The 16,467-nt window shown below is 66.0% G+C and carries 17 protein-coding genes; 13 read left to right on the top strand and 4 right to left on the bottom strand.

Features of this window, described 5'->3' with window-relative positions; genetic code table 11:
* Positions 1 to 4: 4 nt before the first annotated feature.
* From rpsH to L7H23_RS10395, 10 genes are all read left to right on the top strand, one after another.
* Positions 5 to 409 carry a 30S ribosomal protein S8 gene (rpsH, locus tag L7H23_RS10440; RefSeq protein WP_058818031.1) on the top strand — a complete coding sequence of 135 codons (405 nt, stop codon included), beginning with the start codon at positions 5 to 7 and terminating at the stop codon, positions 407 to 409.
* Positions 409 to 942, top strand: a complete 534-nt coding sequence (rplF, locus tag L7H23_RS10435) for a 50S ribosomal protein L6 (protein WP_237835819.1) — start codon at positions 409 to 411, stop codon at positions 940 to 942. Before rpsH ends, rplF begins: the two co-directional genes overlap by 1 nt.
* Before the next feature lie 3 nt (positions 943 to 945).
* Positions 946 to 1,299 (top strand): 50S ribosomal protein L18, encoded by a 354-nt coding sequence (rplR, locus tag L7H23_RS10430; protein WP_237835818.1) that lies wholly within the window; start codon positions 946 to 948, stop codon positions 1,297 to 1,299.
* 2 nt (positions 1,300 to 1,301) lie between these two features.
* Positions 1,302 to 1,994 carry a 30S ribosomal protein S5 gene (gene rpsE, locus L7H23_RS10425; RefSeq protein ID WP_237835817.1) on the top strand — a complete coding sequence of 231 codons (693 nt, stop codon included), beginning with the start codon at positions 1,302 to 1,304 and terminating at the stop codon, positions 1,992 to 1,994.
* 4 nt (positions 1,995 to 1,998) lie between these two features.
* Positions 1,999 to 2,184, top strand: coding sequence for a 50S ribosomal protein L30 (gene rpmD / locus L7H23_RS10420; RefSeq protein ID WP_237835816.1), 186 nt, complete (start codon positions 1,999 to 2,001; stop codon positions 2,182 to 2,184).
* A gap of 6 nt (positions 2,185 to 2,190) precedes the next feature.
* Entirely contained in the window at positions 2,191 to 2,397 is a 207-nt protein-coding gene (locus tag L7H23_RS10415; protein ID WP_167920379.1) for a DUF1737 domain-containing protein, read from the top strand.
* 44 nt (positions 2,398 to 2,441) lie between these two features.
* Positions 2,442 to 2,966: a 50S ribosomal protein L15 gene (gene rplO / locus L7H23_RS10410; protein WP_237835815.1), complete on the top strand. Its 525-nt coding sequence runs from the start codon at positions 2,442 to 2,444 to the stop codon at positions 2,964 to 2,966.
* 204 nt (positions 2,967 to 3,170) lie between these two features.
* Complete coding sequence (secY, locus tag L7H23_RS10405; protein WP_237835814.1) at positions 3,171 to 4,544, top strand: preprotein translocase subunit SecY; 1,374 nt, start codon at positions 3,171 to 3,173, stop codon at positions 4,542 to 4,544.
* Between the two features lie 54 nt (positions 4,545 to 4,598).
* The gene (locus tag L7H23_RS10400; protein ID WP_237839215.1) at positions 4,599 to 5,246 is read left to right on the top strand and encodes an adenylate kinase; all 648 of its coding nucleotides are present in this window, start codon (positions 4,599 to 4,601) and stop codon (positions 5,244 to 5,246) included.
* Between the two features lie 45 nt (positions 5,247 to 5,291).
* Positions 5,292 to 5,945, top strand: a complete 654-nt coding sequence (locus L7H23_RS10395; protein WP_237835813.1) for a hypothetical protein — start codon at positions 5,292 to 5,294, stop codon at positions 5,943 to 5,945.
* Here L7H23_RS10395 and L7H23_RS10390 read toward each other — a convergent pair.
* Complete coding sequence (locus tag L7H23_RS10390) at positions 5,942 to 6,469, bottom strand: DUF177 domain-containing protein (RefSeq protein WP_237835812.1); 528 nt, start codon at positions 6,467 to 6,469, stop codon at positions 5,942 to 5,944. The two genes, L7H23_RS10395 and L7H23_RS10390, sit on opposite strands and share 4 nt — an antisense overlap.
* The gene (locus tag L7H23_RS10385) at positions 6,466 to 6,999 is read right to left on the bottom strand and encodes a ubiquinol-cytochrome C chaperone family protein (protein ID WP_237835811.1); all 534 of its coding nucleotides are present in this window, start codon (positions 6,997 to 6,999) and stop codon (positions 6,466 to 6,468) included. Before L7H23_RS10385 ends, L7H23_RS10390 begins: the two co-directional genes overlap by 4 nt.
* A 159-nt stretch (positions 7,000 to 7,158) precedes the next feature.
* Here L7H23_RS10385 and bamE point away from each other — a divergent pair, with 159 nt between their 5' ends.
* Positions 7,159 to 7,644 carry an outer membrane protein assembly factor BamE gene (gene bamE / locus L7H23_RS10380; RefSeq protein ID WP_237835810.1) on the top strand — a complete coding sequence of 162 codons (486 nt, stop codon included), beginning with the start codon at positions 7,159 to 7,161 and terminating at the stop codon, positions 7,642 to 7,644.
* A 60-nt stretch (positions 7,645 to 7,704) separates the two neighbouring features.
* Here bamE and L7H23_RS10375 read toward each other — a convergent pair whose 3' ends face one another.
* A complete protein-coding gene (locus L7H23_RS10375) occupies positions 7,705 to 9,969 on the bottom strand; it encodes an NADP-dependent malic enzyme (protein ID WP_237835809.1) in 2,265 nt (754 codons plus the stop codon).
* Positions 9,970 to 10,101: 132 nt separating this feature from the next.
* On the opposite strand from L7H23_RS10375, the gene mutS reads away from it, so the two are divergent.
* Positions 10,102 to 12,762 (top strand): DNA mismatch repair protein MutS, encoded by a 2,661-nt coding sequence (gene mutS / locus L7H23_RS10370; protein ID WP_237835808.1) that lies wholly within the window; start codon positions 10,102 to 10,104, stop codon positions 12,760 to 12,762.
* Complete coding sequence (locus tag L7H23_RS10365) at positions 12,759 to 15,518, top strand: [protein-PII] uridylyltransferase (protein ID WP_237835807.1); 2,760 nt, start codon at positions 12,759 to 12,761, stop codon at positions 15,516 to 15,518. Before mutS ends, L7H23_RS10365 begins: the two co-directional genes overlap by 4 nt.
* Here L7H23_RS10365 and L7H23_RS10360 read toward each other — a convergent pair.
* Positions 15,515 to 16,465 carry an alpha/beta hydrolase gene (locus L7H23_RS10360; RefSeq protein WP_237835806.1) on the bottom strand — a complete coding sequence of 317 codons (951 nt, stop codon included), beginning with the start codon at positions 16,463 to 16,465 and terminating at the stop codon, positions 15,515 to 15,517. The genes L7H23_RS10365 and L7H23_RS10360 overlap by 4 nt on opposite strands.
* Positions 16,466 to 16,467: the final 2 nt, after the last annotated feature.

Here is a 16,467-nt window from a genome sequence, read left to right as displayed (position 1 = left end):
CAAGATGGCAATGACCGATCCCCTGGGTGATATGCTCACCCGCATCCGCAACGGCCAGACGGCGAAGAAGGACAGCGTCCTGACGCCGGCTTCGACGCTGCGCGTCCGCGTTCTCGATGTGCTCCAGCGCGAAGGCTATATCCGTGGCTACAGCGAAGAAGCGCTTGGCTCGAAGGGCCAGCACAAGGGCATCCGCATCGAGCTGAAATATTTCGAAGGCCAGCCGGCGATCCGCCACGTGGCCCGCGTCTCGAAGCCGGGCCGCCGCGTCTATTCGGGCTCGAAAGAGCTGCCGATCGTGCGCAACGGCCTGGGCATCACCATCGTGTCGACCCCGCGCGGCGTTCTTTCGGACGCCGAAGCCCGCGAGCATAATGTCGGCGGCGAAGTGCTGGCGGAGGTGTTCTGATGTCGCGCATTGGTAAAAAGGCAGTAGCGATCCCGGGCGGCGTCACCGCCGCGATCGACGGCGGCCAGCTGTCGGTCAAGGGTCCGAAGGGCACGCTGGCGATGCCGCTGTCCGACAACATCAAGTATGAAGTCGGCGAAGGCAGTATCTCGGTTCAGCCCGCGAACGACAGCCGCGAAGCACGCGCCTTCTGGGGCATGCAGCGCACGCTGGTCCAGAACCTGATCACCGGCGTGACCGAAGGCTTCACCAAGGTCCTCGAAATCACCGGTGTCGGCTATCGCGCCAACTCGCAGGGCAAGACGCTGAAGCTGCAGCTCGGCTACAGCCACGATGTCGATTTCGCGGTGCCCGAAGGCATCGAGATCAAGACGCCGGATAACACGACGATCGAGATCAGCGGTATCGACAAGCAGAAGGTCGGCCAAGTCGCGGCGGAAATCCGCCGTTGGCGTAAGCCCGAACCCTATAAGGGCAAGGGCATCAAGTATCGCGGCGAGTACATCTTCCGCAAAGAAGGCAAGAAGAAGTAAGCCATGGCACATCTTACCACTTTCCAAAAACGTCGCCAGCGCGTCCGTACCGCGCTCCGTCAGCGCGCCGCCGGACGTCCGCGTCTTTCGGTGCACCGCTCGGGCCGTCACATCTATGCGCAGCTCATCGATGACGCCGCCGGCAAGACGCTGGCCGCTGCTTCGACGCTCGACAAGGATGTCCGCGGCAAGACCGGCGCGACCGCCTCGGCCGCTGCCGATGTCGGCACGCGCCTCGCGGCTGCCGCCAAGAAGGCGGGCGTGACGCAGGTCGTGTTCGATCGCGGCGGCTTCCTGTTCCACGGGCGCATCAAGGCGCTGGCCGACGCGGCTCGCGAAGGCGGATTGGAGTTCTGATTATGGCTGACGAAGTACAGAACGTCGAAGGCGCTGTCGAAGCGACCGAAAACACCGGCGCTCCCCGCCGTGGCCGTGGCGGCCGCGACGGTGGTCGTGGTGGTCGTGAAGGTGGCCGCGGCCGCCGTGACGATCGTCGCCCGCGCGACGAAGAGGGCGGCGAAGAGCTGATCGAAAAGCTGGTCCACATCAACCGCGTCTCGAAGACCGTGAAGGGCGGCAAGCGCTTCGGTTTCGCCGCGCTCGTCGTCGTCGGCGACGGCAAGGGCCGCGCCGGTTTCGGTCATGGCAAGGCGCGCGAAGTGCCCGAAGCCATTTCGAAGGCGACCGCTGCGGCGAAGAAGGCGATGATCCGCGTTCCGCTGCGCGACGGTCGCACGCTGCACCATGACGGCCGCGGTCACTTCGGTGCCGGCAACGTCACGCTGCGTTCGGCCCCCGCGGGTACCGGCATCATCGCCGGCGGTCCGATGCGCGCCGTGTTCGAATCGCTGGGCGTTGCCGATGTGGTGACCAAGTCGGTCGGCACCTCGAACCCCTACAACATGATCCGTGCGACTTTCGAAGCGCTCGGTGAACAGACCAGCCCGAAGTCGGTCGCGCAGCGTCGCGGCAAGAAGGTTTCGGACCTGATCAAGCGTGGCGGTGCGTCCGACCGCGCAGCCGAGGCCGAAGCCGCGGCGGTGACGGAGTAAGACAATGGCCGACAAGAAGATCAAGATCCGCCAGATCGGCTCGCCGATCCGTCGTCCGAAAGGCCAGCGCGCCATCCTGACCGGCCTCGGCCTGGGCAAGATGCACCGTGAGGTCGAACTGGTCGACACCCCGGAAGTGCGCGGCATGATCCGCAAGCTTCCGCACATGGTGGAAGTCATCGAGGGCTAAACGCCAGTGAAGCTCTATCGCCTGCTGACCGGTCCCGACGACGCTGCCTTTTGTGCCCGCGTCGAGGGACTGCTCAACCGGGGGTGGCAGCTTCACGGCAGCCCGTCGATTACCAGTGTCGATGGCCGGGGCTATGTCGCCCAGGCCATCGTGATGGAAAAGGCCGGGCCCTATCCCGGCTTTCAACCGTCGAGTGAAATCGAACCGGACTGAAATCTCTCGGTCCCAGCGCGACAACAGCGAAAGCGAGTGCAACCATGACTATCAAGCTCAACGAACTTCGTGACAACAACGGTGCCCGCAAGGGCCGCATGCGCGTCGGACGCGGCATCGGCTCGGGCAAGGGCAAGACTGCCGGCCGCGGCCAGAAGGGCCAAAAAGCCCGCAGCGGCGTCGCGATCAACGGCTTCGAGGGTGGCCAGATGCCGCTCCACATGCGCATCCCGAAGCGCGGCTTCAACAATATCTTCGGCAAGGATTTCGCGATCGTGAACCTGGGCCAGATCCAGAAGCTGGTCGACGAGAAGAAGCTCGACGCCAAGAAGACCGTCGATCACGCCGCGCTCAAGGCCGCCGGCGTTGCCCGCGGCGGCAAGGACGGCGTCCGCCTCCTCGCCAAGGGCGAACTCACCGCCAAGCTGACCTTCGCGGTCGCCGGCGCGTCGAAGGGCGCGATCGAGGCGGTCGAAAAGGCCGGCGGCAAGGTCGAGCTTCCCGAAGTCAAGGAAGTGGCGCCCGAAGGCAAGAAGGCCCAGCGCCGCGCCAAGGCGAAGGCCGAGTAAGACTTTGCGAAGGGGCGGTTCGAAAGGACCGCCCCTCGTTACATGACGAGACTCCAGTTTCCGTTCGATACGAACGGATGATGCAGCCGGTATCGACGAGCTGCGTCGCAAAATAGGCCTTTCCCCTTGCGCTTCGTGACCTCCGAACGCACATAGGCGCCGGGTCGCGGGGGGCGCGGTCCGGAATATCCGAGGAAATTACCCATGGCCTCTCGCGCCGACCAGCTTGCTTCCAACCTGAACTTTTCAAAGTTCGGCCAGGCGACCGAACTCAAGAACCGCATCTGGTTCACGATCGGCGCGCTGATCGTCTTCCGCTTCCTGTCTTTCGTGCCGCTGCCGGGGGTCGATCCCGTCGCGCTGGCACGCGCATACAGCCAAGCGGCGTCGGGCGGCGTCCTCGATATCTTCAACACTTTCTCGGGCGGCAGCCTCGAGCGCCTCAGCATCATCGCGCTCGGCGTCATGCCCTATATCACGGCGTCGATCGTCGTTCAGCTCGCGTCGGCGCTTGCGCCGAGCCTGGCCGCGCTCAAGAAAGAGGGCGAGAGCGGGCGCAAGAAGCTCAACCAGTACACGCGCTACGGCACGGTCTTCCTGACCGCGATCCAGGCCTATTTCCTTGCCGTCACCGCCGAGGCATCGACCGGCGCACAGGGCATCACCGTCGTTCTCGATCCGGGGATGATGTTCCGCATCACCGCGATGATCAGCATCGTCGGCGGTACGCTGTTCCTGATGTGGCTCGGCGAGCAGATCACCAGCCGCGGTATCGGTAACGGCGTGTCGCTGATCATCATGGCGGGGATTCTCGCGCAGCTTCCGCGCAGCTTTGCGCAGATGTTCACGCAGGTTCGCGAAGGTTCGATGAACGGCGGCACGATCGTCGCCGTTGTCGTCGGCGCGGTCGTCGTCATCGCCTTCATCAGCTTCATGGAGCGTGCGCAACGCCGCGTCCTTGTCCAGTATCCAAAGCGGGCGACGCAACGCGGCGTGATGCAGGCCGACCGCAGCCACCTGCCGCTCAAGGTCAACACCGCCGGCGTCATCCCGCCGATCTTCGCCTCGTCACTGCTGCTGATGCCGCTGACGATCACGAACTTCATGGGCAAGAATGTGAAGACCGATACGGCGTGGGGCGACTTCCTGCAGTCGCTCAACCAGTATCTCGCGCACGGCCAGCCGCTCTATATGGCGCTCTATGCGCTCGGCATCGTCTTCTTCTGCTTCTTCTACGTCGCGGTCGTCTTCAACCCCGAGGAAACCGCCGACAATCTGAAGCGGCAGAACGGGTTCATCCCGGGCATCCGCCCCGGCAAGAACACCGCCGCCTATCTGGATTTCGTGCTGACGCGCATCACCGTTATCGGTGCGGCGTACCTCGCGGCGATCTGTCTCATCCCCGAATATTTCATCGCGGGATCGGGTCTGCCGTTCCAGCTCGGCGGCACCAGCCTGCTGATCATCGTGAACGTCACGATCGACACGATCAGCCAGATCCAGAGCCACATGCTCGCGCATCAATATGGCGACCTTATCAAGAAGGCGAAATTGAAAGGCGGCGTTGCGCGGCGCTAAGGCGCCCGCTACGGCAACTGCGCAACGGCAGAGGCAACAGGGGCTTCCATGACGCTGAACATCATTTTGCTTGGTCCGCCGGGAGCGGGCAAGGGTACGCAGGCTTCACGGCTCGAAAGCGAGCATGGCATGGTCCAGCTTTCGACCGGCGACATGCTGCGCGCCGCGGTCAAGGCGGGGACGCCGATCGGCCTCCAGGCGAAAGCGGTGATGGACGCGGGCGAGCTCGTCTCGGACGAGATCGTCTCGGGCCTGATCGGCGAGCGGCTCGACGAACTCGGCAACGACACCTCGGTGATCTTCGACGGCTATCCGCGCACCGCCGCGCAGGCCGATGCCCTCGACAAGATCCTCTCGGACCGCGGCCGCAAGCTCGACCATGTCATCGAACTGGTGGTCGAGGAGGACGCGCTCGTCGACCGTATCACCGGCCGCTTCAGCTGCGCCAAGTGCGGCGAGGGCTATCACGACCGTTACAAGCTGCCCAAGGTCGCCGACACGTGCGACGTCTGTGGCAGCCGCGAATTCAAGCGCCGTCCCGATGACAATGAGGAAACGGTGCGGACGCGTATGGCGGAATATCGTGCCAAGACCGCACCGATCCTGCCGATCTACGAAGCGCGCGGGATCGTCGGCAAGGTCGACGGGATGGCCGACATCGATCACGTCAACAGCGCGATCGAGGCCATTCTCGGCAGCTAGCCAGCCCTTCCGCTGCCGTCTATGAAGACGGCAAAGGGGATGGGTATGCATATCGGATCATGTTTCGCTGCCGCGCTGGTTTCGGGCGCGGTGCTCGCTGCCGCGCCGGCGCAGGCGAAGGTCATCGACCAGAGCGACATCGGCTTCACCGTGGCGCATACCGCGCAGGTTGCGGCTTCGCCCGAAGACGTCTGGAAGATGCTCCGCCTGCCCGACAAATGGTGGTCGAAAGAGCATAGCTGGTCGGGCGACGCGGCGAACTTCTGGCTCGATTCGCAGGCGGGCGGCTGCTTTTGCGAGAAATTGCCTGGAGAAGCGGGCGGCGCGATGGGCAGCGTCCAGCACGCGCGGATCATCTTCGCCAAGCCGAACGAGATGATGCGCCTGTCGGGCGCTTTCGGTCCGCTGCAAGGGGAGGCTGTCACCGGCACGCTGACGATCCAGATCAAGCCGACCGCGACGGGCAGCGCGATCCGCTTCGACTATGTTGTCGGCGGCTATATGCGCTTCAAGGTTGCCGATGTTGCGCCCGCGGTCGACAAGGTGCTCGGTGAACAGCTGGTCGGGCTTGCAAAGGCCCTCGGCGGTTCGCTGCCGGTCGCGACCGGCGACGATGCGAAGGAAGAAGCGCCCGGCAAGGAAGACTCCGGCCTCGACGCAGCCGTCGCCGACTTGCCCAAGGATGAAGGCGAAGACTAGGCTTCGGGCTTTCCACGCAATTTCGCGAGCGCCGCAAACGGCCCCGCCTGCTCTTCGCTGAGCACGCCATTCTCCGCAAGAATACGGTCGGCGTCGGGATGGCGCGGGAAGGGATCGAGCGCGAGCGACAGTGTCTGCACCGCCACTTCGCCGATATCGATGCGCTCGTCTTCGAGCGGCAGGATATCGCAGTCGGCGTCGCTGATCTCGATTTCCTCGTCTTCGCTCGCTACGGGCCCTGCCTCGCGTAGAAAGCGAAGATCGAAGGGTTCGTCCAGCCTGGCACGAACCGGCAGATCGGTCGCCGCGCAGCTTTGCACAAGATCGGCCTTGATCATTCCCTTGGCAGCGATCCCGCCCGCGACAGCGCGGACGTCGGCGGTCACAACAAGGCGATCGAGTGCCACCAGACCCAGCCGCGCCGCAATCGCGGCGCGAGCAGCCTCATCGGCGTCGAGCGCAACGGCCCGGCCTTGCGCCGCTTCGGCCACGGTGACGAGGCAGGAGAATTCGGGCGCGGTCATGCGCTTCCGTCCGGCAGCCGATCGGCAACGGCGAGCGCTTCGACCGGAATAGCGGAAAGGCCGGCGCGCAGCGACGCCACCCCGGCCATGACATGCGCAAGCCCTGCTTCGGGCGCGTCCTTGCCGCGCCATAGATTCCGGACGAGCGCGGCCTTCAGCTCTTCGGACCCGTCGGAGGCGCGATAGGCGCCAAGCCGGCCGCCCAGCGCGCCGACCATCCTGCCGATCTGTTTGCCGACGACCATGTCGCCGAAACCGATCTGGCGCATCTGCCCGTCCATATCGTCGACGAACAATTCGGTCAGCCGGACGCCGGCAACCGCCTGCGCGGGATCTTCGTCGATCCGGTGCAGCACAAGCGCGAGGATCAGGCTGATCATGTCGAAACGCCCGTCGAGTGTGTCGGGAACGCCGCCCTCGCTGTACCAGTGCGGCGCGCGTGCGGTTGCGATCACGGCGTTCCAGAGCGGCCGCTGTGCTTCGCGCGGATCGGGTTCGGAACCAAAGAGTTTGCGGAACGAAGAAAACATGCCGATTCGCTTAGGCCGAATCACGCTACCGGAAAAGAGGCCTGAGTCAGCTTGGCGCAAGCTTTGCGGCGGCATAAGCCGCTTGTGCGCGCCGTCCGCTTGCGGTTAAGAGGCGCGATTGCCAGCGCCCGGGCACAGCGGCGCAACGGAGACCTATTCATGCCGACCCAGAACCTCAAGCTTCCCGCCCGCCCGGTGCGCCTGATCGTCGCCGGACTGGCGCTCGCGCTGACCGCCAGCGGCTGCGCGCAGCTGAAAGGGCGGCAGGGCTATGTCGTCGATCCCGTCCTGACCGAAGCGGTCACGCCGGGCGTCGACAACCGCGAATCGGTCGAAAAGACGCTCGGTCGCCCGACCTTCGTCGGCCAGTTCAGCGACAATGAATATTATTATGTATCGCGCGAGACCCGGCAGCTCGCTTTCGCCAAGCCGCACCCGGTCGCGCAGCAGGTTCTGCGCGTACGGTTCGATCCTGCCGGCAATGTCGTCGCGGTCGACAAGACCGGGCTGGAGCTTGTCAGCAAGATCAGCCCCGAAGGCGACAAGACGCCGACGCTCGGCCGTCACCGCAGCTTCTTCGAGGATATCTTCGGCAATATCGGCGCGGTCGGCGCACCGGGTGCCGGGGCTCCGTCGGGACAATAAGCCCGCACTTTCCGGGATAAAGGAAGCGGCGGCGCCCACAGGCGACCGCCGCTTTTCTTATTATTGCGCAATCCCGCCGGCGGCGAGCACCGCCAGAGTCACCAGATCGGACGCGGGCGAGGCCATCGTCGCGACCTGCACCGGCTTTTCCATCCCGACCAGCATCGGACCGATGACGGCGCCGCCGCCCAGTTCGCGCAGCAGCTTTGCCGAAAGGTTCGCCGACTGCAGCCCCGGCATGACCAGCACGTTTGCCGGACCCGACAGGCGGCAGAAGGGGTAATTCTTCATCAGGCGCGGATTGAGCGCGACGTCGGGTGCCATCTCGCCTTCATATTCGAAGCCCGGATTGCGTTCGTCGAGGATGCACACGGCGTCGCGGATATTGCCCAGCCACTCGCCCGACGGATTGCCGAAGGTCGAATAGGACAGGAAGGCGACGCGCGGTTCGTGGCCCATGCGGCGCGCGACCTGTGCCGTGCGCTCGGCGATATCGGCCAGCATTTCGGCCGAAGGACGCTCGTTCACCGTCGTATCCGACATGAAGATCGTGTGATGCTGCCCGACGAGGACGTGGATGCCGAACGGCGTCTTGCCCTCGGCATGGTCGATCACGCGGCGCACTTCGCGCATCGACTGCGAATAGGTGCGTGTCGTGCCGGTGATCATCGCGTCGGCGAGGCCGAGCTTCAGCAGCAGCGACCCGAAGATGTTGCGATCGCGATTGACCATGCGTTCGACATCGCGGCGCAGATAGCCGCGGCGCTGGAGCCGCTCGTAGAGAATCTCGACCATCTCGGGCACGTGCGGCGAATTGACGCTGTTGTGGACCTCGAAGCTTTCGGCGTCGGGAACGCCCATCGCGCGCAGCTTGTCGTGCAGCCCCTCGCGCCCGACGAGCACCGGAATGCCATAGCCGCCGTCGCGGAACTGGATCGCGGCGCGCAGCACCACTTCTTCCTCGCCCTCGGCAAAAACGACCCGCTTTGGATTGGCGCGCGCCGCTTCATAGGCGAGCGTCAGTACCGAGGTCGTCGGGTTGAGCCGGGCGCGGAGGCGATTGCGATACTCCTCCAGATCCTCGATCGGCTGCTGCGCGACGCCGGTGTCCATCGCCGCTTTCGCGACCGCGGCGGGGACGATCTCCATCAGCCGCGGATCGAAGGGCGAGGGGATGATATATTCGGGGCCGAAGCTCGATGCGCGGCCGCCATAGGCCGCCGCGACTTCCTCGGGCACCTGCTGGCGCGCGAGGTCGGCGATCGCATAGGCTGCGGCGATCTTCATCTCCTCGTTGATTGCGGTTGCGCGCACGTCGAGCGCACCGCGGAAGATGAAGGGGAAACAGAGGACGTTGTTGACCTGGTTCGGATAGTCCGAGCGCCCGGTCGCAATGATCGCGTCGGGGCGAGCGGCGCGCGCATCCGGCGGGGAAATTTCGGGATCGGGGTTCGCCATCGCGAAAATGATCGGCGCGGGCGCCATATCCTTGACCATCTCGGGCTTCAGCGCGCCCGCGGCCGACAGGCCGAGGAAGACGTCGGCGCCGATCAGCGCCTCGGTCAGGTCGCGCGCTTCGGTCGGCACCGCGTGCGCCGACTTCCATTGGTCCATGCCCTCGGTGCGGCCCTGATAGATCGTGCCTTTGCGGTCGCACATGATGACATTCTCGTGCCGCACGCCCATCGACTTGATGAGCGAGGTACAGGCGATCGCCGCCGCGCCGGCCCCGTTGACGACGACCTTCACCGTCGACAGGTCGCGCCCGGTCAGGTGACAGGCGTTGATCAGCCCGGCGGCGGTGATGATCGCGGTGCCATGCTGGTCGTCATGGAACACCGGGATGTTCATCTTCTCTTTGAGCGCCGCTTCGATGATGAAGCAGTTCGGTGCCGCGATATCCTCGAGGTTGATGCCGCCGAAGCTCGGTTCGAGCAGTTCGACCGCTTCGATGAAGCGCTGCGGATCTTCGGTTGCGACCTCGAGGTCGATCGAATCGACGTCGGCGAAGCGCTTGAACAGGACCGCCTTGCCCTCCATCACCGGCTTCGAGGCCAGCGCGCCGAGGTTTCCGAGACCGAGGATCGCCGTGCCGTTCGAGATGACCGCGACCAGATTGCCCTTGGCGGTATAGTCATAGGCCGTGGCGGGATCTTCGGCGATCGCCTTCACGGGCACCGCGACGCCGGGCGAGTAAGCGAGGCTCAGGTCGCGCTGCGTCGCCATCGGCTTCGACGCGACGATCTCGATTTTTCCGGGCCGGCCGTATGAATGGTAGAGCAGCGCCTCGCGGTCCGAAAACTGCACCTTGCTATCGCTGGCCATAATGATCCCCTTTATTGATTCCAGACCGCGCGCCCAGTTCCCAATCCCCTAGCGTCACTCGGGCCGATTGTAACCGCCAATGTTTCAGTCCTGTGCCTTGCCTTGGCGCGACCATCGACTAAGCAGGGTCCGATGTCCGCAACCGCCCGCACCGCCGCCAACAGCAATGCCGCGCCCGCCGCCACGCCGATGATGGCGCAATATTGGGCGCTGAAGGCGAATGCCGGCGATTGCCTGCTCTTTTACCGCATGGGCGATTTCTTCGAGCTGTTCTTCGACGATGCGAAGGCGGCGGCCTCTACCCTCGACATCGCGCTCACCTCGCGCGGCGAGCATGGCGGCGAGCCGGTGCCGATGTGCGGCGTACCCGTCCATTCGGCCGAATCCTATCTCGCGCGGCTGATCAAGGCGGGGCACCGCGTCGCGATCGCCGAACAGGTCGAAACCCCCGCCGAGGCAAAGGCTCGCGGCGGATCGAAGGCCCTGGTTGCACGCGCAATCGTCCGCTTCGTTACGGCTGGCACGCTGACCGAGGAGGCCTTGCTCGAAGGCCGCAGCGCGAACCGCCTCGCCGCGCTCGCGCAGGTCGGCAGCGAGGGCGATGTCGCGATCGCCGCCGCCGATATTTCGACCGGCCGCTTCGAGGTCGTCGCGGTGCGACCCGAACAGGTCGATGCCGAACTCGCGCGACTCGCGCCGTCCGAGCTGCTGGTCAGTGAAAATGCCGACGATATGCCCGAATGGGTCGCGCGCCAGCTCGTCCGCCGCCCGCAGGCCGATTTTTCGAGCACAGCGGCGCAAAAGCGCCTCGAAACCTTCTTCGGCGTCCAGACGCTCGATGGCTTCGGCCAGTTCGGCCGCGGCGAGCTTGCCGCGATGGGCGCGCTCGTCGCCTATCTCGACCATGTCGCGACCGGCCAGCCGATCTTCCTGCAGCCGCCGCTGCGGCATCAGGCGTCGGGGCGCATGGCGATCGACGCCGCGACGCGCGAAAGCCTCGAACTCGTCCGCACGATGGCGGGCGTGCGCGAGGGCAGCCTTCTCGGCACGATCGACCGCACCGTCACCGCCGCCGGCGCGCGCTTGCTCGCCGACGATCTTGCGAGCCCGCTGACCGACAAGGCCGCGATCCTCGACCGGCTCGATCTCGTCGATGGCCTCGCGCGCGACGCGCTGTGGCGCGGCGATCTTCGCGCTGCCCTGCGCGCACTCCCCGACGCCGGGCGTGCCCTCGGCCGCCTCGTCGCGGGGCGCGGCGGCCCGCGCGACCTTGCCCAGCTGCGCGATGCGCTCGGCGGCGCTCGCCTGCTCCGCGAACGCCTCGCGCGCCGTCCCGACCTGCCGCCGTTGCTCGCGCGCCTGCTCCCCGGCCTCGACGGCCATGGCGCGCTCGTCGACGAGCTGACCCGCGCGCTGATCGAGACCCCGCCGGTCGACGCCGCGCAGGGCGGCTATGTCGCCGAGGGCTATGACCATGCGCTCGATGCGCTGCGCGAAACCGCGCGCGACGGGCGCAAGGCGATCGCGTCGCTGGAGGCGCAATATCGCGACCGTACCGGCATCGCCTCGCTCAAGATCCGCCACAATGGCGTCCTCGGCTATCATGTCGAGGTGCCCGCGAAGCACGCCGACGCGCTGATGGCCCCCGAATCGGGCTTCACGCATCGCCAGACGCTTGCGGGCGTCGTGCGTTTCAACTCGTCGGACCTGCACGAGGCCGCGGGCCGCGTCACGCAGGCGGGCGTCCACGCGATCGCCGCCGAAGCCGCGCATCTCGAAGCGCTGACCGACGCGGCGGTATCGCGCCGCGAGGCGATCGCCGCGAGCTGCGACGTGCTTGCGCGCATCGATGTCGCCGCGGCGCTCGCCGACCATGCGATGAGCCACAACTGGTGCCGCCCCGACCTCGCCGACACCCCTTGCCTCGACGTGACCGGCGGGCGCCATCCGGTCGTCGAGGCCGCGCTGGCGAAATCGGGCGAACGCTTCGTCCCCAACGACGTATCGCTGTCGGAGGCCGACCGGCTCTGGCTCGTCACCGGCCCGAACATGGGCGGTAAATCGACCTTCCTTCGCCAGAATGCGCTGATCGTCGTCCTCGCGCAGGCTGGCGGCTTCGTCCCCGCTGCGTCGGCGAAGCTCGGGCTCGTCGACCGTCTTTTCAGCCGCGTCGGCGCCAGCGACAATCTGGCGCGCGGGCGCTCGACCTTCATGGTCGAAATGGTCGAGACCGCCGCGATCCTCGCGCAGGCGACCCCGCAAAGCTTCGTGATTCTCGACGAGGTCGGGCGTGGGACATCGACCTACGACGGGCTCGCGCTCGCCTGGTCGGTGGTCGAGGCGGTGCACGAGGTCAACAAGTGCCGCTGCCTCTTCGCGACGCACTATCATGAGCTCACGCGACTCGCCGAAACGCTGAACGCGCTGTCGCTCCACCATGTCCGCGCGCGCGAATGGCAGGGCGATCTGGTGCTGCTTCACGAAGTCGCCGAGGGGCCCGCCGACCGCAGCTACGGCCTCGCCGTCGCGCGCCTTGCGGGCGTTCCCGCGGGCGTTGTGAAGCGCGCCGAAGCCGTGCTGGCGAAACTCGAGGCCGGGCGCGAGAAAACCGGAGGCCTCGCGGCGGGCCTCAACGATCTGCCGCTCTTCGCCGCGACGCTCGCCGAAGCACCTGCCGCCGTGAAGGACGCGCTTCGCGAGGCACTCGGCGCGATCGACCCCGATGCGCTCGCGCCGCGCGAAGCGCTCGACGCGCTCTACCGGCTCAAGCAGATACTGGTCGGCGAGACATGAGCGACCTCTTCGACAATCTGGAAGGCCGCCGCGCGATCATCGACCGCCGCATGCTGTCGGGGCGGCTCGACGAGATCGCCGAAGAGACGGGCGACACCGGCAAGCGCCGTCGCGCGATGGTCGACCTGCTCAAGGGCGCCCTCGAAACCGGGCGTACGGAGATCGACCGCCGCCTGCTCGAACACCCCTCGTCGGGACGAATCGCGGCGAATGCGACGGCCTTTCTGATCGACCAGATCGTCCGGCTCAGCCACGACTTCACGATCGGGCATCTCTATCCGTCGGGAAACCGCTCGGCAGGCGAGCGCATCACGCTGATCGCGGTCGGGGGCTATGGCCGCGGCGAGATGGCGCCGTTCAGCGACATCGACATCGGCTTCCTGACCCCGTTCAAGCAGACGAGCTGGACCGAACAGGTGATCGAGGCGCAGCTTTATACGCTGTGGGATCTCGGGCTGAAGGTCGGCCATTCGTCGCGCTCGATCGACGAGATGATCCGTGCGGCAAAAGAGGATCTGACGATCCGCACCGCGCTTCTGGAGGCACGCTTCATCTGGGGTGACCGCGATCTCTACGATCAGGCGGCGGCGCGTTTCGATGCCGAGGTTGTCGCGGGCAACGCGCGTGTTTTCGTGGCCGAAAAACTCGCCGAGCGCGACGAGCGGCACAAGCGGATGGGCGATTCGCGGTACGTCGTCGAACCCAATGTGAAGGAAGGAAAGGGCGGTCTTCGCGATCTCCACACGCTCTTCTGGATCGGCAAGTTCATCCACCGCGTCCGCACCGTCCCCGAACTCGTCGACGCAGGCCTGCTCACCAGCCGCGAACTCCGCCAGTTCGAGCGTGCGGAGAATTTTCTGCTCGCCGTCCGCTGCCATCTTCATATCCTCGCGGGGCGTGCCGAGGATCGTCTGACCTTCGACTTCCAGCGTGAAATCGCGCAGCGCATGCATTTCGCCGAGCGGCCGGGCAAGAGTGCGGTTGAGCGCTTCATGCAGCTCTATTTCCTGCACGCAAAGGCCGTCGGCGACGTCACCGGCACTTTCCTCGCGCATCTCGACGACCAGATGGCGGCACGCGGGCGCCGTTTCCTGCCGACGCTGCGCCGCAGGCCGGGCAAGCTGAACGGCTTCGTCCTCGATCGCGGCCGTCTTGCGCTGCCGTCGGACGATTTCTTCGAGCAGGATCCGGTGCGGCTGGTCGAGATTTTCGCGCTCGCTGACAGGCACGGCCTCGAAATCCATCCGCAGGCGATGCGGCAGGCGCGCCACGATGCGAAGCTGATCGAGACGCAGGGCATTCGCCGCAAGCCGCGCGCGAACGAGCTGTTCCTCGACGTGCTCACCAGCTCGCGCGATCCGGAGACGGTGCTGCGCTGGATGAACGAGGCGGGGGTGTTCGGCCGCTTCGTGCCCGATTTCGGCCGCGTCGTCGCGCAGATGCAGTTCGACATGTACCACCATTATACGGTCGACGAGCATACGATCCGTGCGATCGGGCTGTTGTCGGACATCGAGCAGGACCGGCTCAAGGACGACCATCCGCTGTCGACCGCGATCATGGACCAGATCCATTCGCGCCGCGTCATCTATGTCGCCGTGCTGCTCCATGACATCGCCAAGGGCCGCGGCGGCGATCATAGCGTGCTCGGTGCCGAGCTCGCGCTCCGCGTCTGCCCGCGGCTGGGGCTCAGCGAGGCCGAGACCGAAACGGTGTCGTGGCTCGTGCGCTACCATCTCCTCATGTCGGCGACCGCCTTCAAGCGCGACCTTGCCGACTTCAAGACGATCCTCGACTTTGCGCAGGTCGTGCAGAGCCCCGAGCGTCTGCGTCTGCTCCTCGTGCTCACCGTCGTCGACATCCGTGCAGTCGGGCCGGGTGTCTGGAACAGCTGGAAGCGCCAGCTGCTTACCGAGCTGTTCGATGCGGCAGAGGAGGTCCTTCGCCTCGGCCACAAGCAGCGCGGGCGGGAAGCGCGGATCGAGGCGAAGAAGGAAGCGGTCGCGGGCCTGCTCGCCATGGACGAGAAGGCGTTCGCCAAGCTCATCAGGCGCCTGCCCGAAAGCTACTGGATCGCCGAGCCGGTCGAGGTGATCGCGGCGAACCTCCGCCACATTCAGGACGCGGGCGATGCGCCGCTCCATATCGCGGCTGTGCCCGATCAGGATCGCGGCGCAACGCTGGTGATGGTGCTCGCGGCCGATCATCCGGGGCTCTTTTACCGCATGGCAGGCGGCATCCATCTCGCCGGCGGCAACATCATCGATGCGCGCATCCACACGACGCGCGACGGGCTCGCGCTCGACAATTTCCTCGTTCAGGATCCGCTCGGCCGGCCGTTCGCCGAAAGCGGCCAGATCGCGCGTCTGACCCGTGCGATCGAGGATGCGCTGGCCAACCGGCAGAAACTGCTCCCAAAACTCGAAGCGCGCGCGCTGCCGCGCACACGCGCCGAGGCGTTCCGCGTGGCACCCAACGTCTTCATCGACAACAAGGCCTCGAACCGGTTTACCGTGGTCGAGGTCAATGCGCAGGACCGTCCGGCGCTGCTCAACCAGCTCGCCTATGCGCTGTTCCAGTCGAAGGTGACGGTGCACAGCGCGCACGTCGCAACCTATGGCGAGCGCGCGGTCGACACCTTCTACGTGACCGACCTGATCGGCGACAAGATCGACAGCGCGGCGCGGGTAAAGAGCCTCGAGAAGCGCCTGCTCGAAGCCGCGACAAGCCAGAGCGAGGAAGCGGTCGCCGCCTAGGCTGCGGTCATCGCAGCCGCTGCAGCCAGCAGCCCCGCGTTGAAACGCTGGCTAAGTGCGGCATCGGGTATCGCGTTGAACGCGTGGATCGCGCCGGCATAGCTGTGCAGGTCGACGGGCACGCCGGCCGCAACCAGCCGCCGCGCATAGTCGAGATTCTCGTCGAAGAAGAGATCGAGGCTGCCCGTTGCGATATAGGCGGGCGGCAGGTTCGACAGATCGTCGGCCAGACTCGGCGAAAACCAGCCGCGGCGCTCGTCGTCGGCCTTGTAACTGCCTCGCAGCGAGCGCCAGCCAAAGCGATTGCTCGCGCGCGTCCAGATGAATTCGCCGGTGTTCGGATTGGCATAGGGACAGAAATCGCTGCCGGTGCGATGGTCGAGCATCGGATAGGTTAGAAGCTGGCCTGCGATCGCCGGGCCGCCGAGGTCGCGCGCCATGATCGCCAGCGCTGCCGCCAGTCCGCCGCCGGCGCTTTCACCGGCAACGACAATCCGGCTTGCGTCGAAACCCAGCGCCTCGCTCTGGCCGGCGAGCCAGCTCAGCGCCGAATGGCAATCCTGCTGCGGTGCGGGAAAAGGATGTTCGGGGGCCAGCCGATATTCGACCGACGCCACCGGCACCCCGGCTGCGGCCGCCAGTGCGGCGGGCACCATCGACGTCTGTTTGACCGATCCCATAACCATGCCGCCGCCATGGATATGGAGAATGGCGCCAGCGCCGGGGCGTGCAGCCTCGGGACGAAAAAGATAGACGGGAATATCGGGACCGCCGTGGATCGAAGGGACCATGATCTCCTCGGGCGTGATCGCCGGAGGCGGCAGGATGCCATAGGTTTCCGCGGCCTTCGCGCGGACCTGCTCGATCGGCACGGCGTCGAGGTCGACCCGCGGGAACAGGTCGATCAACGGCGCGATCTCGCGGTCGACGAGGTGACGAGTGTCCATCT

Origin of the sequence: Sphingopyxis sp. BSN-002, assembly GCF_022024275.1 — a bacterium.
Taxonomy (GTDB): domain Bacteria; phylum Pseudomonadota; class Alphaproteobacteria; order Sphingomonadales; family Sphingomonadaceae; genus Sphingopyxis.
The sequence above is the reverse complement of the archived record's forward strand: the minus strand, read 5'-3'. Positions and strand labels throughout refer to the sequence as shown.